Annotated in this window: 25 protein-coding genes and 1 pseudogene; 12 read left to right on the forward strand and 14 right to left on the reverse strand. The window is 49.3% G+C overall.

The annotated features are described in order from the left end of the window. The 4 genes and pseudogenes from BWK47_RS14790 to BWK47_RS14805 form a co-directional block, all read left to right on the forward strand. A pseudogene (locus tag BWK47_RS14790) lies at nucleotides 1-457 on the forward strand (photosystem II D2 protein (photosystem q(a) protein)); the annotation flags it as partial. A 122-nt stretch (nucleotides 458-579) separates the two neighbouring features. Beyond that, complete coding sequence (locus BWK47_RS14795) at nucleotides 580-1167, forward strand: ParA family protein (protein WP_162329235.1); 588 nt, start codon at nucleotides 580-582, stop codon at nucleotides 1165-1167. Between the two features lie 18 nt (nucleotides 1168-1185). Next, complete coding sequence (locus tag BWK47_RS14800) at nucleotides 1186-2496, forward strand: ATP-binding protein (protein ID WP_162329236.1); 1311 nt, start codon at nucleotides 1186-1188, stop codon at nucleotides 2494-2496. A gap of 22 nt (nucleotides 2497-2518) precedes the next feature. Next, nucleotides 2519-2797: a TMEM165/GDT1 family protein gene (locus tag BWK47_RS14805; RefSeq protein ID WP_162329237.1), complete on the forward strand. Its 279-nt coding sequence runs from the start codon at nucleotides 2519-2521 to the stop codon at nucleotides 2795-2797. Here BWK47_RS14805 and hisG read toward each other — a convergent pair. Both hisG and glmU read right to left on the reverse strand, forming a co-directional pair. Further along, nucleotides 2794-3426: an ATP phosphoribosyltransferase gene (hisG, locus tag BWK47_RS14810; RefSeq protein ID WP_162329238.1), complete on the reverse strand. Its 633-nt coding sequence runs from the start codon at nucleotides 3424-3426 to the stop codon at nucleotides 2794-2796. The genes BWK47_RS14805 and hisG overlap by 4 nt on opposite strands. A gap of 6 nt (nucleotides 3427-3432) precedes the next feature. After that, nucleotides 3433-4803, reverse strand: a complete 1371-nt coding sequence (gene glmU, locus BWK47_RS14815) for a bifunctional UDP-N-acetylglucosamine diphosphorylase/glucosamine-1-phosphate N-acetyltransferase GlmU (protein ID WP_162329719.1) — start codon at nucleotides 4801-4803, stop codon at nucleotides 3433-3435. A 251-nt stretch (nucleotides 4804-5054) separates the two neighbouring features. Here glmU and BWK47_RS14820 point away from each other — a divergent pair, with 251 nt between their 5' ends. Further along, nucleotides 5055-5297, forward strand: coding sequence for a DUF4327 family protein (locus BWK47_RS14820; protein ID WP_041425865.1), 243 nt, complete (start codon nucleotides 5055-5057; stop codon nucleotides 5295-5297). Nucleotides 5298-5362: 65 nt separating this feature from the next. Here the strand turns inward: BWK47_RS14820 and rsgA are convergent, their stop codons facing one another. From rsgA to BWK47_RS17300, 6 genes are all read right to left on the reverse strand, one after another. Continuing rightward, nucleotides 5363-6478: a small ribosomal subunit biogenesis GTPase RsgA gene (gene rsgA / locus BWK47_RS14825; RefSeq protein WP_162329239.1), complete on the reverse strand. Its 1116-nt coding sequence runs from the start codon at nucleotides 6476-6478 to the stop codon at nucleotides 5363-5365. 18 nt (nucleotides 6479-6496) lie between these two features. Next, nucleotides 6497-6751, reverse strand: coding sequence for a sulfurtransferase TusA family protein (locus BWK47_RS14830; RefSeq protein WP_162329240.1), 255 nt, complete (start codon nucleotides 6749-6751; stop codon nucleotides 6497-6499). Further along, a complete protein-coding gene (gene dnaJ, locus BWK47_RS14835; protein ID WP_010874083.1) occupies nucleotides 6748-7881 on the reverse strand; it encodes a molecular chaperone DnaJ in 1134 nt (377 codons plus the stop codon). The genes BWK47_RS14830 and dnaJ overlap by 4 nt, the downstream gene beginning before the upstream one ends. Nucleotides 7882-7987: 106 nt before the next feature. Continuing rightward, nucleotides 7988-8491 carry a crossover junction endodeoxyribonuclease RuvC gene (locus BWK47_RS14840; protein ID WP_162329241.1) on the reverse strand — a complete coding sequence of 168 codons (504 nt, stop codon included), beginning with the start codon at nucleotides 8489-8491 and terminating at the stop codon, nucleotides 7988-7990. A gap of 4 nt (nucleotides 8492-8495) precedes the next feature. Beyond that, nucleotides 8496-9371, reverse strand: a complete 876-nt coding sequence (locus tag BWK47_RS14845) for a 3'(2'),5'-bisphosphate nucleotidase CysQ family protein (RefSeq protein WP_162329242.1) — start codon at nucleotides 9369-9371, stop codon at nucleotides 8496-8498. A gap of 136 nt (nucleotides 9372-9507) precedes the next feature. Continuing rightward, nucleotides 9508-9639 carry a hypothetical protein gene (locus tag BWK47_RS17300; RefSeq protein WP_257793030.1) on the reverse strand — a complete coding sequence of 44 codons (132 nt, stop codon included), beginning with the start codon at nucleotides 9637-9639 and terminating at the stop codon, nucleotides 9508-9510. Nucleotides 9640-9803: 164 nt separating this feature from the next. Here BWK47_RS17300 and trpC point away from each other — a divergent pair, with 164 nt between their 5' ends. After that, nucleotides 9804-10691, forward strand: a complete 888-nt coding sequence (trpC, locus tag BWK47_RS14850; protein ID WP_162329243.1) for an indole-3-glycerol phosphate synthase TrpC — start codon at nucleotides 9804-9806, stop codon at nucleotides 10689-10691. A 15-nt stretch (nucleotides 10692-10706) separates the two neighbouring features. Here trpC and BWK47_RS14855 read toward each other — a convergent pair whose 3' ends face one another. The 4 genes from BWK47_RS14855 to clpP form a co-directional block, all read right to left on the reverse strand. Then, nucleotides 10707-12332: an ammonium transporter gene (locus tag BWK47_RS14855; protein ID WP_162329244.1), complete on the reverse strand. Its 1626-nt coding sequence runs from the start codon at nucleotides 12330-12332 to the stop codon at nucleotides 10707-10709. Then, on the reverse strand, nucleotides 12329-13399 hold the full coding sequence (locus tag BWK47_RS14860) for a potassium channel family protein (protein ID WP_162329245.1): 1071 nt from the start codon (nucleotides 13397-13399) through the stop codon (nucleotides 12329-12331). The genes BWK47_RS14855 and BWK47_RS14860 overlap by 4 nt, the downstream gene beginning before the upstream one ends. A gap of 299 nt (nucleotides 13400-13698) precedes the next feature. Beyond that, the gene (clpX, locus tag BWK47_RS14865) at nucleotides 13699-15036 is read right to left on the reverse strand and encodes an ATP-dependent protease ATP-binding subunit ClpX (protein ID WP_162329246.1); all 1338 of its coding nucleotides are present in this window, start codon (nucleotides 15034-15036) and stop codon (nucleotides 13699-13701) included. 4 nt (nucleotides 15037-15040) lie between these two features. Next, on the reverse strand, nucleotides 15041-15721 hold the full coding sequence (gene clpP, locus BWK47_RS14870; RefSeq protein WP_010874090.1) for an ATP-dependent Clp endopeptidase proteolytic subunit ClpP: 681 nt from the start codon (nucleotides 15719-15721) through the stop codon (nucleotides 15041-15043). 129 nt (nucleotides 15722-15850) lie between these two features. Between clpP and BWK47_RS14875 the strand changes: the two genes are divergently transcribed. Then, nucleotides 15851-16006 carry a hypothetical protein gene (locus tag BWK47_RS14875; RefSeq protein ID WP_162329247.1) on the forward strand — a complete coding sequence of 52 codons (156 nt, stop codon included), beginning with the start codon at nucleotides 15851-15853 and terminating at the stop codon, nucleotides 16004-16006. Nucleotides 16007-16020: 14 nt separating this feature from the next. On the opposite strand, the gene tig is transcribed toward BWK47_RS14875, so the two are convergent. Next, nucleotides 16021-17436, reverse strand: a complete 1416-nt coding sequence (tig, locus tag BWK47_RS14880) for a trigger factor (RefSeq protein WP_162329248.1) — start codon at nucleotides 17434-17436, stop codon at nucleotides 16021-16023. Nucleotides 17437-17929: 493 nt separating this feature from the next. On the opposite strand from tig, the gene BWK47_RS14885 reads away from it, so the two are divergent. From BWK47_RS14885 to coaE, 5 genes are all read left to right on the forward strand, one after another. Further along, the gene (locus BWK47_RS14885; RefSeq protein ID WP_162329249.1) at nucleotides 17930-18946 is read left to right on the forward strand and encodes an aspartate-semialdehyde dehydrogenase; all 1017 of its coding nucleotides are present in this window, start codon (nucleotides 17930-17932) and stop codon (nucleotides 18944-18946) included. 59 nt (nucleotides 18947-19005) lie between these two features. Further along, on the forward strand, nucleotides 19006-19911 hold the full coding sequence (gene dapA, locus BWK47_RS14890) for a 4-hydroxy-tetrahydrodipicolinate synthase (RefSeq protein WP_162329250.1): 906 nt from the start codon (nucleotides 19006-19008) through the stop codon (nucleotides 19909-19911). Between the two features lie 693 nt (nucleotides 19912-20604). Next, nucleotides 20605-22527, forward strand: a complete 1923-nt coding sequence (locus tag BWK47_RS14895; protein ID WP_162329251.1) for a ribonuclease J — start codon at nucleotides 20605-20607, stop codon at nucleotides 22525-22527. A gap of 84 nt (nucleotides 22528-22611) precedes the next feature. Continuing rightward, the gene (locus BWK47_RS14900) at nucleotides 22612-23346 is read left to right on the forward strand and encodes a hypothetical protein (RefSeq protein ID WP_162329252.1); all 735 of its coding nucleotides are present in this window, start codon (nucleotides 22612-22614) and stop codon (nucleotides 23344-23346) included. A gap of 82 nt (nucleotides 23347-23428) precedes the next feature. Continuing rightward, nucleotides 23429-24040, forward strand: a complete 612-nt coding sequence (gene coaE, locus BWK47_RS14905; protein ID WP_162329253.1) for a dephospho-CoA kinase — start codon at nucleotides 23429-23431, stop codon at nucleotides 24038-24040. Nucleotides 24041-24082: 42 nt separating this feature from the next. On the opposite strand, the gene BWK47_RS14910 is transcribed toward coaE, so the two are convergent. Beyond that, nucleotides 24083-26929, reverse strand: coding sequence for a beta strand repeat-containing protein (locus BWK47_RS14910; protein ID WP_162329254.1), 2847 nt, complete (start codon nucleotides 26927-26929; stop codon nucleotides 24083-24085). Nucleotides 26930-26998 lie beyond the last annotated feature (69 nt).

Below are 26998 nucleotides of genomic sequence, written 5' to 3' on the forward strand. Positions count from 1 at the left end.
TGCCGGGATTCTCGGTGGTGCTTTGTTATGTGCCATCCATGGTGCCACGGTGGAAAATACCCTGTTTGAAGACGGTGAAGATTCCAACACCTTCCGGGCGTTTGAACCTACCCAAGCGGAAGAAACCTACTCCATGGTGACTGCCAACCGTTTCTGGTCTCAGATTTTCGGTATTGCTTTCTCCAACAAACGGTGGCTGCACTTCTTCATGTTGTTCGTTCCCGTAACTGGTTTGTGGATGAGTTCTGTGGGTATCGTTGGTTTGGCATTGAACCTGCGGGCTTATGACTTCGTTTCCCAGGAACTGCGGGCTGCTGAAGATCCGGAATTTGAAACGTTTTATACGAAAAACATTTTGTTGAACGAAGGGATGCGTGCCTGGATGGCTCCCCAAGATCAACCCCATGAAAACTTTATCTTCCCTGAGGAGGTTCTCCCCCGGGGTAATGCTCTCTAAGGTTTTGTCAAACAGTCATCACTCGAAAAATGACCAAAAAATAAAACTAATTGAGCAAAACATCAGCAATTAGCTAAAGTTGGGAGAGTGTTACAGCTCTCCTTTTTCTTTTGCCCTAGCCGATGATTATTGCCATCACTGCCCTCAAAGGGGGCGTTGGGAAAACTACCACCGCTGTCCATCTGGCGGCCTATCTGCAACAAAAGGATCAAACATTGCTGATTGATGCGGACCGTAATCGTTCGGCATTAATCTGGGCGAGGGAAGAAAAATTACCTTTCTACGTTGCTTCCCAAGCGGGCTCCACTGCGTTAATCCGTAAGTATCCCCACATTGTGGTGGACACCAGAGCTATGCCGGAGTTAGATGAATTTCGGGACTTGGCAGAGGGGAGCGATTTATTGATTATTCCCACCACTCCCAATCATTTGGATTTGGATGCGACTTTAAAGGCGGCGGACCAGTTGGCCTCCCTCAAGGTTAACTACAAGATTTTGTTAACTAAGGTAGATGCCCGTACCCGTAGCGGTCGCGAAGCAAGGAAATTATTGCAGGCGGAAAATTTACCTCTGTTCACAACGGAAATTCCCCTATTGGTGGCTTTTGAGCGGGCTTCCCAGTCGGGGGTAATTATTCGAGATTACGTTGATCCCCGTTCCCATTTGGCCTGGGGGCGCTATAAGGCGGTGGGCCGGGAAATTTTACCCTAGACTTTGGCACAATATTTGATGACGGTTCCCTACCCTACTCCCCTACTAGCTACATCCAGCAAAGCTTTGTACCATCAGGTTTCCAGCCTGTTGCTGTATCAAGGTATTTTCGACAATCCCATTGGGGAAGCTTTTTTAGATTTGTTGCGCTGTTTGCACCACAATGGCACGAATCAAAAGCCGGAAGCTACGGTTTGTTTGCAAGCCTATGGGGTGTGGTTTCGCCATTTGGCTGAGGCGGGTCAGAGTTGGCAGGACTTTTTACTCGATCGCCTGTTGGAGGATGAGAATCCATTTAGTGTGCGGGTGCAAAGGGAAGAATTGACCCAATTGCCAACCAGTTTGCAGGATGCGGCTCGTCATGACCTGAATTTGATCCAAATGGTGTATCAATGCCCACCGGAACAGATTTTACAGTGGGTAATCATTGCTTCCCAAACTCCAGTGGCGTTAAAGGCTTGGCAGGTGTCCAACCAACTAGAGTTTCCTGCAGAAGGCGGCCAAAACTGGGGCGAAAATTTGGATTATCTGGTGGCCCATTATCGACAGAAAGGCGTGGGAGCCGTGGCCCATTACCGGGCTTTTCGTTGGCAGGGGAAAAACTTACAGGGGGTGCCCCAAATAGATGGCGTTCGATTGGCGGACTTAGTGGGCTACGATGACCCCCAAAAGACCCTCTGTCAAAATACGCAATGCCTTTTGCAGGGACTGCCGGCCCTAAATGTGTTGCTCTATGGCAGTCGGGGCAGTGGTAAATCTTCTTTGGTGAAAGCCTTGGTTAATCAGTACGGTGATCAGGGTTTGCGCTTAGTGGAGGTATCTCCCCGGGATTTGATTACTCTGCCTTTATTGGTGGAAAAACTACGTACCTATCCGCAGAAATTTATCATTTTTGTTGATGATCTTTCTTTTGAAGAGGAAGATGAGCGTTTTAAAAGTTTAAAGGTTGTCTTAGAAGGGGATTTGGTCGCCCGCCCCGCCAACGTGGTCATTTATGCCACCAGTAACCGCCGTCATTTAATTCGCGAGTTTTTTGGCGATCGCCCTTCGCCCCAGGATGCTGACGAAGTACAGGCTTGGGACACGGTGCAGGAAAAATTATCTTTTAGTGACCGTTTTGGTTTAACCCTAACTTTTCCGCCGGCTAACCAGGACACGTATTTGATGATAGTACACCACTTGGCTAAACAGGCGCAGATTAATTTATCGGAAACGGAGTTAGATTTCCGGGCTAAACAATGGGCCACCAGGCATAATGGGCGATCGGGCCGCACAGCGAGGCAATTTGTGGATTATTTAATCGGCGAGCAGGGTTTGACTTCCCCTTAACATTTTTCGTTTTAACATCACCATGGATTGGCAACTGTTTGGTCTAAGTTTCATCACCGTTTTTCTAGCGGAAATTGGCGACAAAAGCCAGTTGGCGGCGATCGCCTTGGGGGGTAGTGCCAAATCTCCTCGGGCCGTATTTTTCGGCTCCGTGACAGCGCTAATTTTAGCTAGTTTCCTTGGGGTTTTGGCGGGGGGGAGTTTAGCTCAATTTTTACCCACCAAACTTCTCAAAGCATTGGCCGCTCTGGGTTTTACCATTATGGCCCTGCGCCTACTCTGGCCCGGCCGAGAAGACTAGATCACCGATCGCAATTTTTCCACCCAGTCCAGCAGGCGATCTCCATTAACCCGGTAACTGAGGGGATGGGCAATGAGGCGAGCACTACTGTCGAACAAAACTTCGATTTCCATCAAGCCATTCTCTTGGAGAGTGCGACCAGTGGAAACTAAATCAACAATGGCTTCCGACATGCCCGTAATGGGCCCTAACTCCACCGAACCATAAAGGGGAATAATTTCCACCGGCAAATCCAAACGTCGGAAATGCTCCAGGGCACAATGGACAAACTTAGAAGCCACCCGACCATGGGGCGGTAAATCCACTGATCGCCGATAGGGACTGGCCTGGGGCACGGCCACCGAAAGACGACAGCCACCAAAATTTAAATCCGCCAACTGGGCCACCGCTGGCTTTTTTTCCCGCAGAATGTCATAACCCACAATGCCCAACTGGGCCTGGCCGTATTCCACATACACCGGCACATCCCAAGCCCTCACCAACAAAGCCTTAGCCTGATTAGTGGGATCAACAATTTGTAACTGACGGTTTTTCGGTTCGAGGAAAGCAGAAAAATCTAGGCCAATTTGCTGAAAACGGTCAATACTATCCCGCAACAACGAGCCTTTCGGTAAAGCAATGGTGAGCATAACAATTTAGGGTTGACCCGACTGCGGGGCTGGGGGCACTTGCCAATTATCAATGATACGTTGCCGCGGCCTGGCGATCGCCAAAGATCCTGCCGGCACATCCCGATTAATCACCGATCCCGCTGCCACCGTTACCCCTTCTCCCACCTGCACTGGGGCCACAAACACACTATTGGCACCGGTTTTAGTGCCACTACCAATTACCGTTGCATGCTTACTCACCCCGTCATAATTAGCGGTAATGGTACCAGCCCCCACATTGACCCGCTGTCCCAGCATCGCGTCCCCCAGATAACTCAAATGGGCCACATTGGATTGGGCACCAATGACAGATTTTTTCACTTCGACAAAATTGCCAATGCGACAGTCGGCTTGAATATCCGCTTCCCCGCGAACGTGGCTATAGGGACCAAGGCGACAACCATCCCCAATCTGACTTTGGCTAACCACAGAAAATAGAACCGATGCCCCAGATCCAACAATACTATCTTCGATCAGGCTACCGGGGCCAATGCGACTACCCCTACCAATCACGGTGTTACCCCTTAGGTGAGTGTTGGGTTCAATGATCACATCTGCTTCTAGTACTACTGTGTCGTCAATAGTGATGCTATCGGGGTTGATCAAAGTAATGCCCTGGGCCATCCAGTCATCCTTGATGCGATTTTGTAAAATATCATTGGCCGCCGCCAACTGTTTACGGTCATTGATGCCGTTAATTTCCAAATAATCATCCACATCCACCGCCATCACCTGGTCTAGGTAATCTACCACCTCAGTTAGGTAATATTCCTGTTGATCATTGTTGGCTGATAATTTGGGTAAAGCGGCTGCTAATCGGGGCCAGTGGAAGCAATAAATACCGCCATTGACTCGATGGTTTTGCCGTTGGGCCGCATTGCAATCCCGGTCCTCAACAATTTGGGTAACCAGATTATCCCCGTTGCAAAATACCCGGCCGTAACCCTTCGGATCTGGCAAATGGGCTGTGAGCAGAGTCGCCGCATTGCCATGGCTTTGGTGGGTAGCAAGCAAATTTTCCAAGGTTTCTGACCGGAGCAGAGGGGCATCCCCATTCAACACCAACAAATCCCCCTGGTAATCCTGGAGGCAAGGCAGTAACTGCTGAATAGCGTGGCCAGTCCCCAACTGTTCCCTTTGCTCAACAAATTCCACGTCCGATCGCCCGGCCAAAGAAGATTCCACGGCGGCGGCTTGGTAGCCCACAATCAATATCTGTCTTTCCGGGGCCAGGGGACGGCAACTTTGTAATACCCTTTCCACCAAACTGTAGCCCCCCAATTGGTGGAGCACCTTGGGTAAATCTGATTTCATGCGGGTGCCTTTCCCCGCCGCTAATACTGCAACCGCCACCATAATGGTTTTCTGTCCTGATCGTCGCCATTGAGTATATCGTGATTGGGGCAAGGCAAATTCAGGGGGAAAACTACCAGCCAGTCACCGTTGGCAAAACCTTAACAAAAAGTTTAGAGTTGCCCAAAGTCTAGAAAATTAAGTATTTATACGGAAGTGCAAAGAATTGTAATCGATAATACAGCAAAGCCCCCCTTTGTTTGTATTTAGGGTTAGGTTATAGTTGTGTATGAGTTTCAACTTTGGTGGCTTTTATGAGTACTGCAACTTTAACACCCCTTCCTTCCTCCGGTTACGACATTAATATGCTCAAGGATGAGGCTCGCTTGTTAGTGGAGCAGGGCACAGTAAGTCGTCACCAGCCCATTTATGTCCTCTGTCAGTATATTCCTGCCCGGGAATGGGTCTGTGTGGAATGTGAATTGGAAAGGAATGACTATTTACTGCGGGATCAGATTGGTGACTTGATGTCCTGTGAATATTGGGAAAATGATTAACTGATTAGTTTTGGTTATAACTTTTAAGTTAGTTATTTCGTTTGTTCTAAGTCTAACGTTCCGGTCTATTCCCAATCCCAGTCCCCCTGTAAATTATCTAAATCCGTTTGCTCACAAAAACTTTGGAGTTCTTGATGCTCCTGACGGCGGGAATGACGGCGATATTTTTTAGTTTCTAATTTTGGTTCATCGTACTCCTGGCCATCACTGCCGGTTTTAGTTTTCAAGCCTGTGTCCGTTTCCCTAGAATTTTCCGGGTTTTGCTGGGCCAAAACTTCCTCCAGAAAGGTTAGGTAATGTTCATACCTTTCCCAATCCTGCCCCACTGCACAGTCCGGTTCTCCCCGGTGCAAACAGTCTTTAAAAAAACATTCCTGCCCTGTTAACTGTTGTCGGGCTTCGGGAAAAAGATGAATTAGTTGGGCCGGTTCAACGGCCAGGTCTGGTTGGTTGAAGCCTGGAGTATCGGCTAGTAGCCCCCCGTGGGGAAGGTCAAATAGTTCCACATGGCGAGTGGTGTGGCGCCCTTTTCGCAGTTTGCCCGACACATTTTTGACCTGTTGTTCTACCCCTGGCACCAGCAGGTTGATCAGACTGGATTTACCCACTCCAGAGGGGCCGGCCATGAGGCTAATACGGTGTTTTAGTTTTTCCTGTAATTTTTCCACGCCCCAGCGATTTTCCACGCTGATAATGATCGGTGCGTAACCCCAGGCCGCCAGGCGATCGCCCCAGAATTTAACATCGGTTTCCTGCACCAAATCCTGTTTATTGAAGCAAAGGCTAATTTCCAGTCCCGTGGCTTCTGCTTGCACCAAAAATCGACTTAACTGCCATTCTTCCAGGGGAGGATCGGTGAGGGCAAAAACTAAACAAATTTGTTCGGCATTGGCCACCGGTGGCCGCTTCAACACAGTGCGGCGGGGATAAACTTTGGCGATCGCCCCTAGATCCCCCTCGGCCACCATGGGCACTGGTGCAGTATTGCTACGACCATGCAACAACAAAGAAGGAGGTAATTCCACCCGGACTTGATCCCCCACCATGACCTTTTGCCCCACTTTTTTCAGACGGGTACGGCGGGTGCAGAGTAGTGGTTGAGACGTCACATTCCGTAGTCGCACCCAATAGTAGTTAGCTTGAACGGCAATAACCGTACCTTCATCCGTAGCTTTGGTCATTGGTCAACCTCTAGTTCCCTAGGGAACTGTCGCCGGAACGGTAATGGTTAAACAATAGGCCGATTCTCCCTCCAGTGCTTTTAGGGATTGCTCCGTATAGCCTTCCAGCTCCAAGCTATGGGGTACCTGCTCCACTGGTTCTCCCTCATCTAGCCAGACTTCCAGGCATTGTCCTGGGGCCATCTGGGCCAATTTGAGCTTAGTGCGAACAAAATTAATCGGACAGGGAGTGCCCCGCAGATCTAGCAAGATTGGTTCATTATCCAGGCTCATTTATGGAATAGTCCCCCTAAAAATCCTTCCAAGCCCCCTTTGCCATGGCTCTCCCCCTTGATGGTGGCTAGTCTTTCCAGTAGCTCCCGCTCTTCCGAGTTAATCCGGGTGGGAATTTGTACCTTAACCGTGATTAGATGGTCGCCCCGAATGGTGGCGTTGCCTAATTTGGGCACCCCTTTATTTTCCAGGGTTAAGACGGTGTTGGGTTGAGTGCCGGCGGGGATAGTCAATTCTGCTTTACCGTCCACTGTGTCCACTTCCAGACGACAACCAAGGATGGCTTGGAGATAGCTCACTTCCAAATTGGAACGAATATTCATCCCTTCCCGGACAAAATGCTTATCCGTTTCCACCATCAGGAAGACGTACAAATCCCCTGCAGGACCACCCCGTAAACCAGCATCTCCTTCTTTACCCACCCGCAAACGGGTACCATCATCCACTCCGGCGGGAATGGTAATTTTCAGCTTTTTCGTTTCCTGTTTGCGGCCGACCCCGTTACAGGCTTCACATTTCTGTTCAATGACTTCGCCGCTGCCGTTACAGGTAGGACAGGCGGAAACTTGGGCAAAACTGCCAAAGGGAGTGCGGGTGGCCCGACGGACTTGTCCAGCGCCATTACAGGTGCCACAGGTTTTAACCCCAGTGCCGGGCTTGGCCCCAGTGCCCTCACAGACCTGACAGGATTCCAAGTGGGGAATGCGAATTTCTTTTTCGCCGCCAAAAATAGCTTCCTGGAAAGTTAACTGTAAATCTAGCCGTAGATCATCCCCCCTGGTGGGACCATTAGCTCGACGACGACCCCGCTGCTGGCCGCCCATGCCACCGCCAAAGCCACCAAAAATGGTTTCAAAAATGTCGGCAAAATCGCCCATATTGCCCACATCGAAGCCCTGGGCACCGCCACCGCTGACCCCCGCTTCACCAAATTGATCGTAGCGTTGACGAATTTCTGGCTCCGATAGCACTTCGTAGGCCCGGTTAATTTCTTTGAATTTTTCCTCTGCTCCTGGTTCTTTATTAACGTCAGGATGATATTTCCGGGCTAACCGACGGTAGGCTCGTTTGATTTCATCTTTATCAGCATCCCGCGTCACTCCAAGCGTTTGGTAATAATCCCCAGGCATAATGCGTCGATGTTTTGCTTAACAATAATTGACAAGGCTTCTGTAGTGTTTACTGTAGCAAACTCTCGCCCCCAGATGGTTGCCCAGAAATCCCCACCTCCGCATCTTAACCAATGTCGTTGCGGACTCCGTTCAGACCAGCCAGGGCAATGGCAATGGCATCTACACTATCGTCGATGGGTAAGTCTTCTAGACCAAAAAAATTCTGCACCATGGTGGCTACCTCTGCTTTATCAGCTCTACCATTACCCAAATGGCATTTCCAACTAGATTGATGCAAAAAAATAGGTTGAATACCCTTTTCTCGGTAAATAACCAGGTTAATCACCCCCAGAGCCTGCATCACCCCCCCTGCCGCTTTGATTTGTCGGCTGAAGAAGGGCATTTCCATGGCGATCGCCTGGGGGGAAAATTCTTCTAATAGGGCGTGGATATCTTGCTCAATTTCCACCAACCTTTGCGGGGTGCTGAGGTGCTTGGAAGTTTCGATGATGCCGTAGTCCACCAGTTGGGCAGATAGATCCGGCTGACCGTCGAGAATAGCCCAACCAATAATGGCTAAACCGGGGTCAATGCCCAACCAGCGTTGGGCCGCTTCAGTTTGATCCATTAGGTTAATTATTTTGATCTAGTTCAGCTAAAATTTCCACGGCTTGCTCACACAAAGCTCCATGGTGGGAACCATTGCTAGCCAGGATACCGCCCCATTGCCGCACGTCGCCCCGGTTATACACAACAGGAGTCTGGTCAAAATAGGTAAACTCTCCCCCCGCTTCGGTGAGAATCAACTCCGGGGCCGCAAAGTCCCAATCCTTAGCGGCGGATTTACCGGAGAGGGAAATGTACACATCGCTCTGTCCCTCCAAAATCGTGACGATTTTACAGCCCACACTGCCCACATAATGGCGATCGCCAAAGGGTAAACGGTCAATCAAATCTTGGAAACGTTGGTCCCGATGGCTACGGCTCACTACTAGGGTTAAAGATTCTAATTCAGTTTTAGGCTTCACCTTCACTGGGGTTATTGCCCCGGCTTTGGTTTCTCGAAAACAGCCCTGACCTTGGATGGCATAGTAAAGCTTTTGGGCTTCCGGCATGCCCACTAGGGCCAACACCGGCCGCTGGCGATAGGTCAAAGCAATATGCAGGGCATATTCCCCGGTTTTATCAATGAAGTCCCTGGTGCCATCGAGGGGGTCAATAATCCAAACCCAATCCTGGGGTAATGGTTCGTTGCCCTGGTGGGTTTCTTCGCTTAGATAGCCAAATTCTTCCGGGTTAAAGGTAGCTTGCAAAGTAGCCAAAATATATTGATTGGCCGCCAAATCCGCCGCTGTTACGGGGCCATCCTGTTTATCTTCGTTGGCATTTAAATTGGTCTGATTCTGGCCACTGTAGTAGGACTGAAGAATTTCCATTGCGCCCCAGCCAGCGGTGCGGAGAGTAGTTAAGCCGGAATCTAGGTTGGGTAAAAGCTCGCTTATGACCATAGGAATAAATGCAGTGGCATCGAAAATTAAAGGGGCGATTCTAATTCAACCACTCCAGGCGTTGGGCTGGGTAAGATTGTGTTTAGGCATTGGAGCCAAATGCCTAAGTCCCATTGGTCATTGGCAGTAATATCGCTCAAAATCCCAACAGAGTAAAGCGCACCAAACGGTAGCCCAGGCAAAGACAGAACAAGACAATCAGGGCTGTCAAGCTGGTGAGTACAATGCGCAAAAGCACTTTTTCGTAATCACTCCACAGTGGATTCACGGGGAAATTTTTTCGCTTTTGAACAATCCATTCAGACTAGTTAGATTGGCTGGCCGGAGGAGCTTGGGCAACAAAATTAACGATTCCATCCTACTATTTAAAGTTGGAATGAGCTAATTTCACCCTTTAGCCGCAAAAATATCCTCTGCATTGACCGTCAATTTATGGAAATTCGCCGCCGGCCTCCTAACCCCCCCATCAACGTTGATATTCTTCAGTATCAAATTAAGCATCCAGAAGCGGCTCCCCGTCACATTCTGGAGGAAATTGTTTGGCATAAGGAAAAGGAAGTGGCCCAACGGCGGGAATTAGTCCCCCTGGTCAAACTCCAAAGTTTAGTCAAAGACATGGCTCCCCCATTGGATTTTGTGGGGGCATTGCGCCAGAGTCCCCGGCAACCGGCCTTAATTGCCGAAGTAAAAAAAGCTTCCCCCAGTAAGGGCATTATTCGGGCGGATTTTGACCCAGTGGCGATCGCCAAGGCCTATGAAGCAGGAGGAGCCAATTGTTTATCGGTGTTGACGGACGAGAAATTTTTCCAGGGTAGTTTTGAAAGTTTGCAACTGGTGCGGTCAGCGGTGCAATTACCCTTGCTGTGTAAGGAATTTATTATTTACCCCTATCAAATCTATCTAGCCCGGAGCCAGGGGGCAGATGCGGTGCTGTTAATTGCCGCTATCCTCAGCGATAAGGATCTACGTTATTTCCTCAAAATTATTGAAGGTTTAGCCATGGCGGCGTTGGTGGAAGTCCATACCCTGGAGGAACTGGACCGGGTTTTGGCTTTGGACGGGGTGCAACTAATCGGAGTTAATAACCGTGATTTGCAAACCTTTACCGTTGATCTGCAAACTACAGAGGATCTTTTTGCCCAACGACGGGAGCAATTGACCCAAGCCGGCATCACTTTGGTTAGCGAATCCGGCATTTATGAATTGGCTGATTTGCAAAGATTACAGCAGGCTGGGGCCCGGGCTGTGTTAGTGGGGGAATCCCTGGTCAAACAACCGAATCCCCAACAGGCGATCGCCGCTTTGTACGGTGAAGTTTAATTGGCGCAGTAACACCTAGGGTGATAAATCCACCGATTCTCCATTGCCATAGTGCTGTTTTTGCTGTTGGAGCACCAATTGTTGTTTAACGGCAATTAATTCCTGGTCCCGTTGCTGGAGCATTTCCGCCATTTGTTGGATGGTTCTCGCCAAAGCGCCCAATTCGTCGGCTCGATTGGTCACTTCCTCCAAACCCAACTGGTCTGCTTTAAAACTGTTATTTTCAATGGCGGCGGCGATCGCCGCTGTGACGTAATAAATTTGGGCTAAATCCTCCACGCTACGGTGGTGCCGAGCTTCAAAGGCATCCATCACTTGGTTGTAGCGACCGGCAATGTGCCCCACTTCGGTAAAAGGGTTAACGGGCACCCGCAAACTTAAATCATGGGTTTTGGCTTGGCGGTCCATCACCTGAAAAAGTTCATAAGTTTCAGTCGTAGCCTGGTGTTCCGAAACATTGAGGCCAATTTCTTCATCTTCCGGGGAAATGCGCAGGGGAAAAACCCGATTGAGCAATGTTAAAAGTACCCAGGCTAACCCAAAGGCCCACAGCGCACAAACGCCAATGCCCAGTAGTTGTACTCCGCATTGTTGCCAACGATTTAGCCCCGTATCCACCAACGGCAATTGACCGAATAATCCCACACAGAGAGTGCCCCAGACTCCTGCCCCGCCATGGACTGCCACCGCATCCACCGCATCATCTACCCCCCAGTGCAACATTTTTTTCCCCACCAGATAGGCGATCGCCGCCCCCGTAGCTCCTATCACCATGGCGATCGGTGTCATAACCACATTAGCCCCGGCGGTAATGGCCACCAAACCAGCTAGGGAACCGTTCATCAGGGGTTCCACTTGGATCATTTTGTCTTGAAGCAAGCTAATCAGCCCCGCCATCAACATGCCCCCCACCCCGGCCAAAACGGTGTTGACCATGATGCCAGGCACCTCCGGTGTTAAGCCAAAGGTACTGCCACCATTGAAGCCCAACCAACCAAACCAGAGAATCAAAGTGCCTAGAACGGAAAAGGGCATATTGGAACCCTGAATTTTTAAGGTTCTACCAGTTTTAGGAAAACGACCTTGGCGGGGGCCAACAACGAGAATAGTAGCTAAACCGACCCAAGCCCCGACGCTATGGACCACCGTTGAACCGGCAAAATCCCGAAAGCCCAAATTTTCTAGCCAGCCCCCCGGGGTTTCTATACCTGCCACTGTGGCTAAGCCATTCCAAGCCCAATCTCCAAAGAGGGGATAAATTAACCCAGAAGCTAACCCCGCCACCAACAAATAAGCGGAAAACTTCAACCGTTCCGCCGCCGCTCCGGAAATAATTGTGGTAGCGGTGCCGCAGAACATGGCCTGAAACAGAAAAAACACCGCCAGGATGGGTTCTCCCCCTACATTGACAAAGCTATAGCCTGTGCCCCACCAACCTCCCTGGGACATTCCAAACATAATGCTGAAACCAAAGGCCCAAAAAAGAGCCACAGAAATGCCAAAGTCGGCAAAATTTTTAATGGCAACGTTAATACTGTTCTTGGAACGGGTTAGCCCCGACTCCAAACACATAAAACCGGCTTGCATAAAAAATACTAAGCCAGCACAGAGCAATAGCCAGAGCGTATCGATGGAGGTCATGGGGTTAGGGCAGCCTCTTGCCAACGGGCTTTGAGTTGTTTGCGACGGAACTGATACTGTTCAGCAAAGCGGGGAATTTCCGAGCGGTGACCAATGACAATGATGGTGTCGTTCTCGTTCAAGATTTGCGAAGGGTGGGGATGGAGAATGGTGCTACCGTCGGCTCGGCGTAGGGCAATGACAATGAAGGCTCCCTTACTGCGAACTTCCATTTCCATAATGGTGCGACCCATGGCGGGGGAATCCGGCGCCACAATTAGTTCGTCCATTTGCACTTCCACGCTTGCCAACAGGTCATTTAAAAAACCCCGTTCATCGGGCCGATTGAGAAAATCCCGCCGGTTCGATTGGGTGATTAAATCCGCCATTTGAACTGCCCCCACCGTCAGGGGTAAAATCACCTGGTCCGCCCCTGCCAGTCGCAGTTTTCTCTCCGTTTCAGGTATTTCCCCCCGGGCCAAAATGGTCAGACGGGAGTTTAATTCCCTCGCAGTCAGGGTAATAAAGACATTGGTGGCATCCTCCGGCAAAACCGTGGCCAAGGTCTTTGCTCTCATTACCCCCAACATTTGCAATTGTTCTTCCCTGGTGGCATCCCCACAATGGGCCAAATATCCCAATTCTTCGGCAATCGCCACCTGGCTTGGTTGATTGTCAATGATGCCAAAGGGCAAACCGGATTGCTTTAGTTGTTTTGCCAACACCTGCCCCATGCGGCCAAAACCGCAAATAATTGTGTGGTCAGTCAAATTGGCAATTTGTCGTTGCCGTTGTTGATTACCCAAAGCCCGATGGATCTCCCCCTCCGTAACCATTTGTACAAATGCTCCGACAATATAAACCGCCGAGGTGGTGCCCGCTAGAATTACCCCCATGGTAAAAAGTCTTTCCGCCGTGGTGGTGAGAGGCCGCACTTCCCCATAGCCCACCCCAAAAACGGTAATGACTACCATGTACACTGCTTCCGTCGTTGTCCAACCAAAGCAGATATAACCCAAAGTGGCCAGCACCAAGGTAACAACGAAAAACAGTACCCCCAGCTTGAGCCGTTGATTGGAATCCTGCATACTTAAACGGAACAAACGGCGATCGGCAAAGCCTAGGAATGGGAAAACACCGTCCGTATAGGCAGTTTATCAACCCTAATTTAGAAAATTGTGGCGAAGGACACTAAATTCCCAATTCGCCAACTCCAGACAAAATTATGAAAAAACGCAAATCTCGGCGGCAATTTAGCCCTACTTTCAATTACTAACTATCTTTACATTAAACTCACGAACTCAGCCTGTATTCATTTGATATGGCAGTTTTGGGTTATGGCAATTCCAACCAGTCTTTGACTACTTAAAAAAACAAAAGTGTAGACCTAAGCAGATTCGGGTTTAGGCAAAGAAGAAGGATGGAGCAATAATTCTGCTGTGGAGCGTTTTTCCACCATTTCCCTAGTAATCAAGCAGTGGGTTAAATCTTCCCGGGAAGGCAACTCATACATCACATCCAGCATTAATTCCTCCACAATTCCCCGTAACGCCCTAGCTCCGGTTTTACGACGGTGGGCCTCCGTGGCGATCGCCCGCACCGCATCGGGTTGAAAATCCAACTCCACATGGTCCATACCCAATAGGGTTTGATACTGTTTAACAATGGCATTGCGGGGCTGGGTCAGAATAGCAATTAAAGCATCCTCATCCAAGGGGTTAAGGCAGGCCATCACGGGAATACGACCAATAAATTCTGGAATCAGGCCAAATTTGACTAAGTCATCGGGCTCTGCCTGACGGAGCACATCGGCAGTTCTTTTTTCCTTACTTGGCCCCTCTCCCGGCCGCACAAAGCCCATGGATTTTTTGCCAAACCTTTGTTCGATCACCTTTTCTAAGCCGACAAAAGCACCACCACAGATGAAGAGAATATTACTGGTATCAATTTGAATACAGTCTTGGTAAGGATGTTTTCTACCTCCCTGGGGCGGCACATTGGCCACCGTTCCTTCCAACATTTTTAACAAAGCCTGCTGTACTCCTTCCCCGGACACATCTCTAGTAATAGAAGGATTCTCACTTTTGCGGGCAATTTTATCAATTTCATCAATGTAAATAATGCCTCGCTGGGCTTCTTCCACATCCAAATCCGCCACCTGGAGCAGTCTCAACAAAATATTCTCCACATCTTCCCCCACGTAGCCCGCTTCCGTTAGGGTGGTGGCATCGGCCACAGCGAAGGGCACTTCTAAAATTTTCGCCAGGGTTTGGGCAAGTAGGGTTTTCCCAGACCCCGTGGGGCCCACTAGAAGAATATTCGATTTTTGTAATTCCACTGCATCGCCGGGGTCAACCTCTTGATTGCGCTCCAGCAGGTTTAATCTTTTGTAGTGGTTATAAACAGCGACGGAAAGCACCTTTTTAGCCTCATCTTGGCCAATTACATATTCATCCAGGTACTGTTTGATTGCCGTTGGTTTGGGTAATTCTTCTAGGGTAAGACGGCGACGGGGCTGACCAGATTTTTTTTGTTTTTGACCTGTCCCATCCCTTTCCCCGGTTGAGGCAGGGGGTACATCCAACAACTCCTCATCCAAAATGTCGTTACAGAGTTCTACACATTCATCACAAATGTACACGCCAGGGCCAGCAATTAATTTGCGGACTTGCTCCTGGGATTTGCCACAAAAAGAACATTTCAGATGGGAGTCGTATTTGGGCATAAAACTAACCGAGGGAGGTGACGGGGGTAGTGGGGTCGGGAAGATTAGGGCGGGAAATTACCTGGTCAATGAGGCCATACTCCTTTGCTTCCTCCGCAGACATAAAGAAATCTCTTTCCGTATCTTCCTGGAGTTTTTCCATGGGTTGGCCGGTGTGTTCCACCAACATGGTATTGAGGCGATCCTTGATGTACAGGATTTCCCTGGCCTGAATTTCAATTTCCACCGCTTGACCCTGGGCTCCCCCTAGGGGTTGGTGGATCATGATGCGGGAACTGGGCAAAGCCATGCGTTTTCCCTTACAGCCACCGGAAAGCAAAAAAGCTCCCATGCTGGCAGCTAGCCCAAAACAAATGGTGACCACATCGGGGCGAATCTGTTGCATGGTGTCATAGATGGCCAGGCCGGCATAAACGGAGCCCCCGGGGGAGTTGATGTAGAGTTGGATGTCTTTTTCCGGGTCCTCTGCGTCCAAAAATAGTAGCTGGGCCACAATGGAATCTGCCACTTGGTCGTCCACAGGGGTGCCCAAAAAGATGATTCTTTCCCTTAGCAGACGGGAGTAAATGTCGAAGGCTCGCTCGCCCATGCCGGACTGTTCCACCACCATGGGAACAACGCTTTGGATGTTATTGCCCCCTAGGGTACTGAGGGGAGAACGGTAGGGAGAACGGGAGTTGACCATGGGTTAGGTACGGGGAAAGGTAGGGAAAATTAAGAAAAAGGCGGACAGGGATCAAGCCAGCGTCCAAGGAGTGGGGAAAAAAAACTTTTCCTTTACTTTGCTTTAGGTTAACTCAACTTTGTTGCCGACATGGTCTCATGTTACCTAGATTTACCGGAGCCTTGGGGGATGACCGCCCTAGGACGGGGAGGGCAGGGGGTTAATCTGCCCTGTCAATTTACCTATTCCGGAGATTTCTCCTCTAGTTTGCGGAGGCCCGGTATGCCTCTGACACCCCAAGGGTAATTTGGGCCAACGGGTTACTCTTCGTCGGAGGTTGCTTCCATGTCCACGATGGCTTCTTCCTCTGCATCGTCGTCGGGAGTATCTTCCTCAGTTTGGCTGAGGCTACCCTCCGGCAACAGTTCAACATCAGCCCATTCTTTGAGCAGATCCAGCACTTTACTTTCTGTGAGGGAACTTTCCACAAAGTTCACCAGCCGGGATTCGTCGATTTTTTCTCCCTTGAATTCCTGACGAAGCTCGTCGCAGCGTTCCTTAACTTCTGCCTCGGTGGGCTGAATTTTTTCTTCTTTGGCAATGGCCCCTATCATCAGGTCGGTTTTAAGGTTGGCGATCGCCTCTGGGCGGGAATTGTCCTTGAGGGTTTGGAGCATATCATCCCCCTGACGGAACAGTTGGGAAACATCTAGTCCCATGCGTTCTAGTTCCATGGCGGTTTGGGCCACTAGGCGATCGCACTCCTGTTTGATCATGGTTTCCGGTAAATCCCCGGTGAACAGTTCCCCCAATTTTTTCTTAATGGCAGCCTTGATGTTGTCATCGGTGCGCTGTTTGGCCTGTTCCTGGAATTGCTTCTCCAGGTCCGCCTTGAGCTCTGCCATGGTTTCAAACTCGCTCACATCTTCGGCGAAGTCATCGTCCAATTCAGGCAGTTCCCGGAATTTAATTTCTTTGAGCTTAATTTCAAACAATACATCTTCCCCCGCCACAGCTTCCAGGGGATAGTCCTCTGGAAAAGTAACCGGAATCAGTTTGGTTTCATCAACCGCCATTCCGACAATACCGTCCACAATACCAGCCACAAAACGACCGTCTTCTAGGGTCACCTCAAAATCAGACCCCTTCACTTCGGCGATCGCCTCTCCAGCTTGACCATCTTCTGCCACCTGAAAAGCGGCGTAGTCCACAATGGCCAGATCTCCAAGGGCCGCAGGACGGTCCTCCACCGGGACAAGGGTAGCCCGTTTTTCCTGTTCTCCCTTGAGCCACTGGTCAACGGCATCGGCACTGTATTCGATTTCTTCCGCCTGGGCAGTGATTTTTTTGTAGCTCTCCGGCTCATATTCCGCTTCGGGGAACACATCCGCTGCCACCTTAATGGTGAGGGGCGCTTCAGGGTCAAAGATCTGAATTAGGTTTTCCATGTCCGAGCGCAGGGAAAAATTGCCAATGATGGGCAGTTCTTCTTGCTTAACCGCGGCTTTAATGCTGTCGTCGATCAACTCTTCAATGGCCGTGGCCTTGATATAGCTTTGTCCCAAACGCTGGATAACAATGGCCCGGGGCACCTTCCCCCGACGGAACCCAGGAATATTAACGGTGCGGGTTAACTTTTTGACGACGTTCTCATAAACTTTTTTCGACGCTGTGGCGGGAATCTCAATTTCTAGCCCAACTTGACTATCTGGCAATTTTTCCTGGGTAACTTTCATTGATGGGAAATCTCGATGGTGAAACAATGGGGGCAGTGGGCACTAAGTTCACCCCTGGAGGGCTGGGAAGGACTGCAGAAATCGGTCTGTGGGCCCTTCTACCCGTGTTATGCTAGGTTCACTTAGACCGAGGGAAATGTTTCCCTTCTAGCCCCGCAACGCAATGGCTCGGGGAAGACCTGTGGCGGTCAACCCAATTGATCATAATATAAGCCGGGTGCCATTTTTTCCTAGGGCGAGAATCTTTTCCCGCCGGGGGGTCCCCCAGGCCGGTTTGAGAGAATGGGACTAAATCAATAATTTTTCTAGCTGGACAATTCAATAATGGCTTTGCGGTTTAGGGGGCAATGCCCTGCGTCACAATTAGTTTTTTCTTTTTTGGCTGATTTTTTGCCCCAACAACTTTGACCAACTGGGCCTAACTAAGCTTGATACTGCTTTCTGACTGCGTTGCCCATCTTTCGATCCCGATTAGCTACTGGAGGAGTAAGCCTTGCCATCACCGATACGCGTTGCCATCCTGGGGGCCACTGGGGCCGTTGGCACAGAATTACTGGAGTTACTGGCCAGCCGGAATTTTCCCCTGGCAGAATTAAAACTTTTGGCCTCGCCCCGTTCTGCGGGTAAAACCCTGGAGTTCCAAGGAGAAAAGTTACCGATCCAGGCAGTGGATGGTTCAGCGTTTAAAGGCTGTGACTTGGTGTTGGCTTCCGCCGGTGGTTCCACTTCCAAGCGTTGGGCAGAGGAAATTACCAAAGCCGGAGCGGTGATGGTAGACAATTCCAGCGCTTTTCGCATGGTGCCGGAAGTGCCCCTAGTGGTACCGGAAATTAATCCCGAAGCGGCCCAAAACCACCAAGGCATCATTGCCAACCCCAACTGCACGACGATTTTAATGGGGGTAGCCATCTATCCCCTGCATCAGATCCAACCTATTAAACGCATTGTGGTGGCCACCTACCAGTCTGCCAGTGGGGCCGGGGCCATGGCCATGGAAGAAGTGAAGCACCAAAGCCGGGATATCCTGGAGGGAAAAATTCCCCAAGCTGAGATTTTGCCCTATCCTTTGGCTTTTAACCTCTTTCCCCACAACTCCCCCATCACAGCTAACCACTACTGTGAGGAGGAAATGAAAATGGTGCAGGAAACCCGGAAAATCTTTGCCGCAGAAGATATACGCATCACCGCCACCTGTGTGCGGGTACCTGTGCTCCGGGCCCACTCAGAAGCGGTCAACTTGGAATTTGCTACCCCATTCCCGGTGGAATTGGCCAAAACGGCGATCGCCAAAGCTCCGGGGGTAAAACTGGTGGAGGATTGGCAAAAAAATTATTTCCCCATGCCCATGGATGCCACAGGCCAGGACGACGTGTTGGTAGGACGTATTCGCCAAGATATTTCCCACGCCAATGGTTTGGACCTGTGGTTGTGCGGTGATCAAATTCGTAAAGGGGCGGCCCTCAATGCGGTGCAAATCGCCGAATTATTGGTGGAGCGGGGGTGGCTGTAGAATTTTTCCCAACCCATCCATGGTTACTTGCCCGCTGCCCTTTTTCGTTGAGATAGTCTATGGCTGATTTTGTAAGCACTTCCCCCTTTGGCCCTGTGTTAACTGCGATGGTTACCCCCTTCAATGCCGATGGTGGGGTGGATTATGGGGTAGCGGAAAAATTGGCTGACCATCTCATCACCCATGGCAGTGACGGCCTGGTGGTCTGTGGCACCACGGGGGAATCTCCCACCCTTTCCTGGGAGGAGGAGCATGAGCTATTTCGGGTGGTTAAACAAACCGTCGGCGATCGGGGTTCCGTCATTGCTGGCACCGGGTCTAACTGTACCCGGGAGGCCATGGAAGCAACCCAGATTGCGGCCAAATTGGGGGTGGATGGTTCCCTTCAGGTGGTGCCCTACTATAACAAGCCGCCCCAGGAAGGTTTATTAGCCCATTTCCAGGCGATCGCCAATTGTGCGCCGGAGTTGCCCTTGATGTTGTACAACATTCCTGGTAGAACGGGCCAGAGCCTAGCCCCGGAAACGGTTTACCGTCTAGCGGAAGTGAAAAACATTGTGGCCATCAAAGAAGCCACCGGCAGTTTGGAGCAGGCTTCCCTAATTCGAGCCCATACCCCGGATAATTTTGCCATCTATGCCGGGGATGATGTACTTACTCTGCCTTTATTGGCTGTGGGAGGGGCCGGGGTGGTCAGTGTGGCCAGTCATATGGTCGGCGATCGCCTGCAAGCCATGGTGCAGCATTTTGCCCAGGGAGCAACGGCCCAAGCCCTCGAAATCCATTTGCAGCTAATACCCCTATTTAAAATTCTTTTCTGCGCCACCAATCCCATCCCAGTCAAAACAGCCCTGGGACTCCAGGGTTGGCCCGTAGGATCGTTCAGACCTCCCCTTTGTGCTCTGTCCCCTGGCCACACCGAACAGTTACGGGACGTACTAAGGGATTTAGCCTTACTTCCCTAGGGTAAAGAACTTGGGGATAAATATTCGATTAACCCAAGGAAGATAGACCGAATCAATTGGGAAACTTGACCTTGGCGACACCAGTCAAAGAATGGCAGTCACAAGCTGAAATGATCTTTGATCAAATTTAATCAATTACCATCAACTCCATGGCTAAATCCCTGCCCAGTGTCGATGATTTCTCAATTTTTTTCTCAGAATAGGGACCTATCCGGAATGTATATGCTAGAATGGCATGAACTTAAGAGCGAAGTAAGTTTTTCGATTCCGTCCAAACCTGAATAGATAATCCATCCCATATGCGAGCTAGTTCATTACACCGATTAGCTAAAGGCTTCAGCGTCTTCTTTCCATTTTCGATACTTTCCGAGCCCAGAATGAGCTAAATTTTTTCTGAATCAGTCTTCGTTTTTACCTTCTGGCATTAGGGCTTGCCCTCTCCCCACCGGCTCCAAAGATTGCAAATACATTCACTCCTTGGGATGTTCTCAAAACTCGGTTTTATCCTTTTCTATAAATTCCCCAAAAACAAGTGGAATGCTAATCCAAAGATTGAATTGCATCAGTCATTTGCTGACTGCTTAGCCCCGTTTTTGCTCTGCCCGGACCTCAGTTTTTTCTTCAATTTCTTCAAGTTGCACTGCGACTGTTGATTCTTAACTAGCTAAATTACAACGTTTTTTTATTTACACTATGGCTAAAAATACTCAAACCCAAGCCCTCAAAATTCTTCCCCTCGGTGGCCTGCACGAAATTGGTAAAAATACCTGCGTCTTTGAATATGACGATGAAATTTTACTGCTTGATGCGGGGCTAGCTTTCCCCACCGACGACATGCACGGCGTTAATGTTGTACTGCCGGACATGACCTACCTGAGGGAAAACCGGGAGAAAATCAGGGGCATGGTGGTTACCCACGGCCACGAAGACCACATTGGTGGCATTGCCTATCACCTCAAGCAGTTTGACATTCCCATTATCTACGGCCCTCGGTTAGCCATGGCCCTGTTGCGGGACAAGCTGGAGGAAGCCGGTATGTTGGAGCGCACCAATTTGCAGACCGTCTCTCCCCGGGAAATGGTGCGTTTGGGCAAATCCTTTGTGGTGGAATTTATTCGTAACACCCACTCCATCGCCGACAGCTATTGTCTAGCTATTCACACACCCCTGGGGGTAGTGATGCACAGTGGAGATTTTAAAATTGACCATACTCCCATTGACGGGGAATTTTTCGACCTGCAAAAGGTGGCGGAGTACGGCGAAAAAGGAGTGCTCTGTTTGCTGAGCGATTCCACCAATGCGGAAGTGCCTGGCATTACCCCCTCTGAAGCGTCTGTTATCCCCAACCTGGACCGGGTTTTTTCCCAGGCGGAAGGCCGTTTGATGGTGACCACCTTTGCTTCTTCGGTGCACCGGGTCAATATTATTCTCAGCTTGGCCCAAAAACATCAGCGGAAAGTAGCGGTGGTGGGGCGATCAATGCTCAATGTTATTGCCCATGCCCGTAAATTGGGCTACATCAAATGCCCCGATAACTTATTCGTGCCCCTCAAAGCAGCCCGCAATTTGCCCGACCAACAACAACTAATTTTGACCACTGGCTCCCAGGGAGAACCTCTGGCGGCCATGACCCGCATTTCCAACGGTGAGCATCCCCAGATTAAAATTCGCCAGGGGGATACGGTGGTCTTTTCCGCTAATCCCATCCCCGGTAATACCATTGCGGTGGTCAACACCATTGATCGCCTGATGATGCAGGGAGCCAATGTAATTTACGGCAAGCATCAGGGCATTCACGTTTCTGGCCATGCTTCCCAGGAAGAACACAAAATGTTGTTGGCCCTTACTCGACCTAAATTCTTTGTCCCCGTCCATGGGGAACACCGTATGTTGGTCAAGCATTCCCAGATGGCCCAGGCCCAGGGTATTCCCAGCGAAAATATTGTTATTGTCAATAACGGCGATGTAATTGAACTGACCGGCGATCGCATCCGGGTGGCAGGACAAGTTCCTTCCGGCATTGAATTGGTGGATCAAGCGGGTATTGTCCATGAGAGCACCATGGCTGAACGGCAACAAATGGCCGAAGACGGTTTGGTGACGGTGGCGGCAGCCCTAAGTAAAACTGGCACACTGTTAGCCTATCCTGAGGTACATTGCCGGGGTGTGGTGATGACCATTCAGCCTAAGTTGTTGGAAGAACTAATTGTCCGCACCATCGAGAATTTCCTCACAGAACGCTGGTCAGAGTTCACCCATGGTTCTAACGGCTCCACAGAGGTTAGCTGGAATGCGTTGCAAAAAGAATTGGAGTCTAGCTTGCAACGCCTGATCAAACGGGAATTACAGAGTAGCCCCATGGTTTTACTGATGTTGCAAACCGACACCCCCATCGAATTGGATCAGGTTCCCCAGAATGTAAGCACTGTCAGTGCGACTTCTGCCACACCAGCCCCCCGCAAAAAAGTGGTCCTGACTAAAACCCCAGAACCAAAAGTTAAAGCTAAACCAGAAAAGAAAGTGGTCACCACTGCCGAGCCTAGCGGCCAACCGGTCAGTACCACTAAGGTTTACCGTCGTAGCCGCAAACGCTCTACCACTTCTGTTTCTTCCTAAGATCCGGTATTGTTTTGGCTGGGGTTCTATCTATTGGGCCCCGGCCAATTTCTTTGTCAGTCCGGTAATTGTTGAGCAAAATTAATGTCCACTGTGATTCCTACCTCCCAAGAACCTGTCACCCTTCCCAATGAAATTCTAGAAATTTCCATCAGCATTGCAGTCAAGGAGTTAGACCCAACCCTAGTCAATGAACAGTTTTTGAAGTTCAGTGGCATTGTGCCCAACGAATGGGAATTGAACCAACAGCCAGTGGTAAGTAAAGCTGGTTCCCAATTGGTGTTTAAAAATGGGCTCAGCATTGTGGCCCAGCCCCGCTCCCTAACGTTTTTAGAAGGGATGAATGATAAAACGGCGGAAGTGGTAACCGTGGGCAAGGTCGCCAGTGCCTTTGTGGAAAAATTACCCAATGCCCAATACAACGGCGTGGTAGTGACACCCAAATGTTTAATTCCCCTACCGGATCAAAACGATGGGGCTCGGAAGTTCATCACCGGTACTTTGCTGGCATCCGGTGCCTGGCAAGATTTGGGCAAGGCCCCCGTACAAGCGGCGGTGGAATTCACCTATCTTTTGGAAGGCTGTCAATTTAACCTCAAAGTTAACCAGGCAACTTTGCAGATTCCCGATCGCCAGGCGGTGAGTGCGTTGTTATTTGCGGGTAACTTCAATTACAGCTTGAATAATCCCAATCCCCAAGAACGGGTCAGCGTGGCCAAACAGTACATTGAAGCGTGGCAATCCGACTTGGATACTTTCCGGGGCATTGTCCACGAAAAATTCTTGGCGGAGCAACAACCCCAAACGGTGTTTGGTTAATTCGGTATAACTATTTGGGGGTTTAACACCTCTAACATGGAGCAATCAACCCGTAGAAATTTCCGTTGACCATACTTTATCTATGGACACCAAGCCCCCTCGACAACGATTGATTGGTTTGACAGGGGGCATTGCCACGGGAAAAAGTACGGTTACGGATTATTTACAGCAAAAATATAGCATTCCCATCCTGGACGCCGACCTCTATGCCCGCCAAGCAGTGGAACCGGGTTCTGAAATTCTAGTGGCGATCGCCGAACGCTACGGCCCAGAAATTTTGGATCAACAGGGACAGTTAAAGCGCCAAGCCCTGGGGGAAATTGTCTTTAATAATGCTGAAGAAAAACAATGGCTGGAGTCCCAAATTCACCCCTTTGTTGGGCAGTGTTTTCGGTCTGCCTTAGCTCAGTTAAAACAAGAGCAAACGGTGTTATTGAGCATTCCTCTATTGTTTGAAGCCCAGTTAACAGATTGGGTAACGGAAATTTGGGTAGTGACCTGCGGACCACAGCAACAGGTGGAACGATTGATCAAGCGCAACGGTTTGACGGAGGCAGAGGCTTTAGCTCGCATTACCAGTCAAATGCCCTTGGCGGAAAAGGTAGCTCTAGCAGATGTGGTGTTGGACAACTCCGGTCAAATTGCGGACCTAGAACCACAGATCGACCAAGCTTGGCGATCGCCTTTTTGTTAACTTCTTTGCATTTGGGAAGGCAAAAAAACCTTTACCTATGCTCTAAATACCACCAATGTTACCGGCGGCTAGAGTTAAAATTAGGTCATTGTAATCCCGGTCTGATAGGCCAGAATTAACGGCAATATCTTCAATGCCAATGGTGAGTCTGCCACCGATACTGCCAAAGGTTTGAAACTGGGCCACACTTCCAGTATTAGCAGCAGAGTAAGAACTAAAGGCAGAGTTAATATTGTCTTGGGGTAACAATAGAATGCCGTAGTTGGCAGTGGCATCCAATCCTAAAGCAAACTCCTGACTACCCTGAAAAGCCGGCAATTGGGCGGCAGAGAAGACTAAACCTTCATTTTGAGCCTGGGTAAAAGCTGCGGCTAAGTAGCCACTCTGTCCCGGTAAAAGCCCATTGACTGCCCCAGTTAAATCATCGGTGCGGTAGAAAGCTAGCCCATTTTCGTTGCCCGCTAGGCGACGGACAGTGAGGGGTGTCGACTGCTCAACAAAATTAGTATTAGTACCTGTATTGGGTAAACTAAAACTAGCAGTTATTCCCCCGGTAAAGGTAGCTGTGGCATTGTTTCCTTCCACTAACAAGCTGGTCAAGGCCAATTGATTACCCCCACTATCCTGGGCAAAAGGAGTCCAGGTGCCAGTCTCAATAGATTGCACTGCAGTGGTACCAAAGGCTTGCCCTTCGGAAGTGAACCAATTACTGCTAGGGTCATCGGAATAAACTTTGCCTACAGTTAAAGCATTAGCACTACTAGCTTGGGCCTCGTTGAGCAAGGTGAGGCTAAAGGTACCATTGGTTAAACCAAAGGTAAAGGTGCCCACAGTACTATCGGTACGGGCCACGGTTAAATCGGTGGTCTGGGTGAGGGAAAAACTATTGGCCCCCACTGCTTGACTAACTAAACCATTAATCCAGCCATTGGCAACTTGAGTTTCGCCTAAATTATTATCTACCCCTTGATTATTATCAAATGTGTTGCTTGGGAAGGGACTATTGAGAAAACTGTAGCCATAACCGTCATTAGTTAAGGATTCATTACCCACTAATGTGTTGCCATTACTACCAATTACAGTAAACCCGCCACCACCATTATTTTCCGCTAGGTTACTGATGAATTGATTACCAATACCTGTTGTGCTTAGGACAAAACCGGAGCCATTATTATTTCTGGCGATCGCCTGGGGGTCATCGGAGACTCCAGCAGTGGGAAAACCGCCGATAATATTGTTAAAAGCTTGACCGGTAATTAACAATCCTCCCAAACCATTACCAAGGGGAAGGTCGGTATTAAATCCTCCTCCCAATTGGGAATTAATCACAGTATTATTATTAGCTTGATCAGCAATGACTAAACCATAACCACCATTGGCAGAAAATAAATTGCGCGGGATAACTGAGGGAGTTTGATTCTCAAAACCACCAATGAAATTGTTGTTAGCATTACCACTGAGTAAAACACCATGGCATCCATTGGGCAATGCACTATCGCCAAAAGTACTAGCTCCCACAACATTAGGATCAATGGTTACCCCCGTAGCGTTTCCTGTGAGGTGAATGCCATTGCCGATATTACCGGAAAATACATTGGTGCGGATGGTATTGTTTCCGCCAGTGGAAGTAATTAAAATTCCATCTTGCCCGTTTGGTGCTGCCGTGCTGAAGGCAAATAAACCGCCAAAAGTATTGAAGGAAATAAAGCCGCTAACTTCATCTTTAACTTCCACCCCGTTGAGAGTATTGCCTGCAATTACATTGCCCAGGGGAATTATTCCTCCCAGGGTGGTATTGGTGGAATTTCCCTCCACCACCAAGCCATTTAAACCATTACTAACAATGGTGGCATTATTAGCTCCAACCCCCAAAAAATTGGCATGGATAGTAATATTATCGGCATTAGTGACCCGCAGACCATTGACGCCATTACCACTGATAACATTGTAGAAAACAAAAGGATTTTGGTTAACAGTTGTTCCAAGTAAGAAGTTGTTATCGGCTTCGTTAATGGCAACGCCATCGGCTCCATTTCCCAAAGCAGAATTACCATCAGCCACAGTGCCAATAAAGTTCCCCGCTAGGGTGTTGGATTCCGATTGTTGGTCAATTAAAACACCATTGCCGGTGTTACCAGAAATTAAATTTCCCTGGGGAGGTACTACAAATTTAACGGGAGCTCCGTCCCCAAAGGGCCCAGCATCTACGGGATTATTACCCCCGGTTTCAAAACCACCGATGAGGTTATTACTAGAACCCTGGGTAACGAGAATGCCATTAAGTCCATTGCCCAATTTAATTTGTCCGGTTACATCAGTGCCGATGTAGTTCATCGAAATCCGATTGTTATACGAACCCGCTAAACGGATACCATTGCCTAGGTTGCCAGAAATTACATTGGAGAGCTGAAATTGGCCGCTGGCACTGCTAGTGGTACCAATTAAATGTTGACCTGTTTGATTACCGAGAAAAATACCATCTCCCTGGTTTCCCCTGGCGGTTTGCCCATCTAAATCTACACCAATATAGTTACCTTGAATGGTGATGTTATCAACTTCAATGGTAATTCCGTTAGTACTACTATTGATGACCGCCAGACCGAGGATCTGGGACCCGGCGGCACCATTGCCATTGAAAGTAGTGAATTTAAGACCAGAATTATTGTTGAAATTAATTGCTACTAGGGGACTGCCGTTGAAACCGGGGGCAGTGGTGCCATCTATAGCTAAAGTGTCGATGATATCCGGCAGGGCTGAAAGCAAATTAATGGAGCCGTTAACGTCAAAGGTAATTTCGTCAGCACCGGGATTGAGGTTGGCATCCAAAATTGCTTGTCGTAGGGAACCAGCACCAGAATCGTTAAGATTTGTAACGGTAAAGCTTGCCATAGTTTGATACCAAAACCTTTGCTTAACTGTACACGGTTTTCTTTCTGGGTATTCAACCCAATTCGGCGA

This window comes from Synechocystis sp. CACIAM 05 (assembly GCF_010222815.1).
Classification (GTDB): domain Bacteria; phylum Cyanobacteriota; class Cyanobacteriia; order Cyanobacteriales; family Microcystaceae; genus Synechocystis.

Coding starts and splice junctions, on each gene's coding strand:
- BWK47_RS14860 (WP_162329245.1), bottom strand. CDS start 13,399: ATGCAGGATTCCAATCAACGGCTCAAGCTGGGGGTACTGTTTTTCGTT.
- BWK47_RS14805 (WP_162329237.1), top strand. CDS start 2,519: ATGGATTGGCAACTGTTTGGTCTAAGTTTCATCACCGTTTTTCTAGCG.
- BWK47_RS14830 (WP_162329240.1), bottom strand. CDS start 6,751: ATGAGCCTGGATAATGAACCAATCTTGCTAGATCTGCGGGGCACTCCC.
- BWK47_RS14820 (WP_041425865.1), top strand. CDS start 5,055: ATGAGTACTGCAACTTTAACACCCCTTCCTTCCTCCGGTTACGACATT.
- clpX (WP_162329246.1), bottom strand. CDS start 15,036: ATGCCCAAATACGACTCCCATCTGAAATGTTCTTTTTGTGGCAAATCC.
- BWK47_RS14800 (WP_162329236.1), top strand. CDS start 1,186: ATGACGGTTCCCTACCCTACTCCCCTACTAGCTACATCCAGCAAAGCT.
- rsgA (WP_162329239.1), bottom strand. CDS start 6,478: ATGACCAAAGCTACGGATGAAGGTACGGTTATTGCCGTTCAAGCTAAC.
- dapA (WP_162329250.1), top strand. CDS start 19,006: ATGGCTGATTTTGTAAGCACTTCCCCCTTTGGCCCTGTGTTAACTGCG.
- BWK47_RS14895 (WP_162329251.1), top strand. CDS start 20,605: ATGGCTAAAAATACTCAAACCCAAGCCCTCAAAATTCTTCCCCTCGGT.
- BWK47_RS14875 (WP_162329247.1), top strand. CDS start 15,851: ATGGTCTCATGTTACCTAGATTTACCGGAGCCTTGGGGGATGACCGCC.
- trpC (WP_162329243.1), top strand. CDS start 9,804: ATGGAAATTCGCCGCCGGCCTCCTAACCCCCCCATCAACGTTGATATT.
- tig (WP_162329248.1), bottom strand. CDS start 17,436: ATGAAAGTTACCCAGGAAAAATTGCCAGATAGTCAAGTTGGGCTAGAA.
- BWK47_RS14855 (WP_162329244.1), bottom strand. CDS start 12,332: ATGACCTCCATCGATACGCTCTGGCTATTGCTCTGTGCTGGCTTAGTA.
- BWK47_RS14840 (WP_162329241.1), bottom strand. CDS start 8,491: ATGGATCAAACTGAAGCGGCCCAACGCTGGTTGGGCATTGACCCCGGT.
- coaE (WP_162329253.1), top strand. CDS start 23,429: ATGGACACCAAGCCCCCTCGACAACGATTGATTGGTTTGACAGGGGGC.
- BWK47_RS14910 (WP_162329254.1), bottom strand. CDS start 26,929: ATGGCAAGCTTTACCGTTACAAATCTTAACGATTCTGGTGCTGGTTCC.
- BWK47_RS14795 (WP_162329235.1), top strand. CDS start 580: ATGATTATTGCCATCACTGCCCTCAAAGGGGGCGTTGGGAAAACTACC.
- hisG (WP_162329238.1), bottom strand. CDS start 3,426: ATGCTCACCATTGCTTTACCGAAAGGCTCGTTGTTGCGGGATAGTATT.
- glmU (WP_162329719.1), bottom strand. CDS start 4,803: ATGGTGGCGGTTGCAGTATTAGCGGCGGGGAAAGGCACCCGCATGAAA.
- dnaJ (WP_010874083.1), bottom strand. CDS start 7,881: ATGCCTGGGGATTATTACCAAACGCTTGGAGTGACGCGGGATGCTGAT.
- BWK47_RS14900 (WP_162329252.1), top strand. CDS start 22,612: ATGTCCACTGTGATTCCTACCTCCCAAGAACCTGTCACCCTTCCCAAT.
- clpP (WP_010874090.1), bottom strand. CDS start 15,721: ATGGTCAACTCCCGTTCTCCCTACCGTTCTCCCCTCAGTACCCTAGGG.
- BWK47_RS14845 (WP_162329242.1), bottom strand. CDS start 9,371: ATGGTCATAAGCGAGCTTTTACCCAACCTAGATTCCGGCTTAACTACT.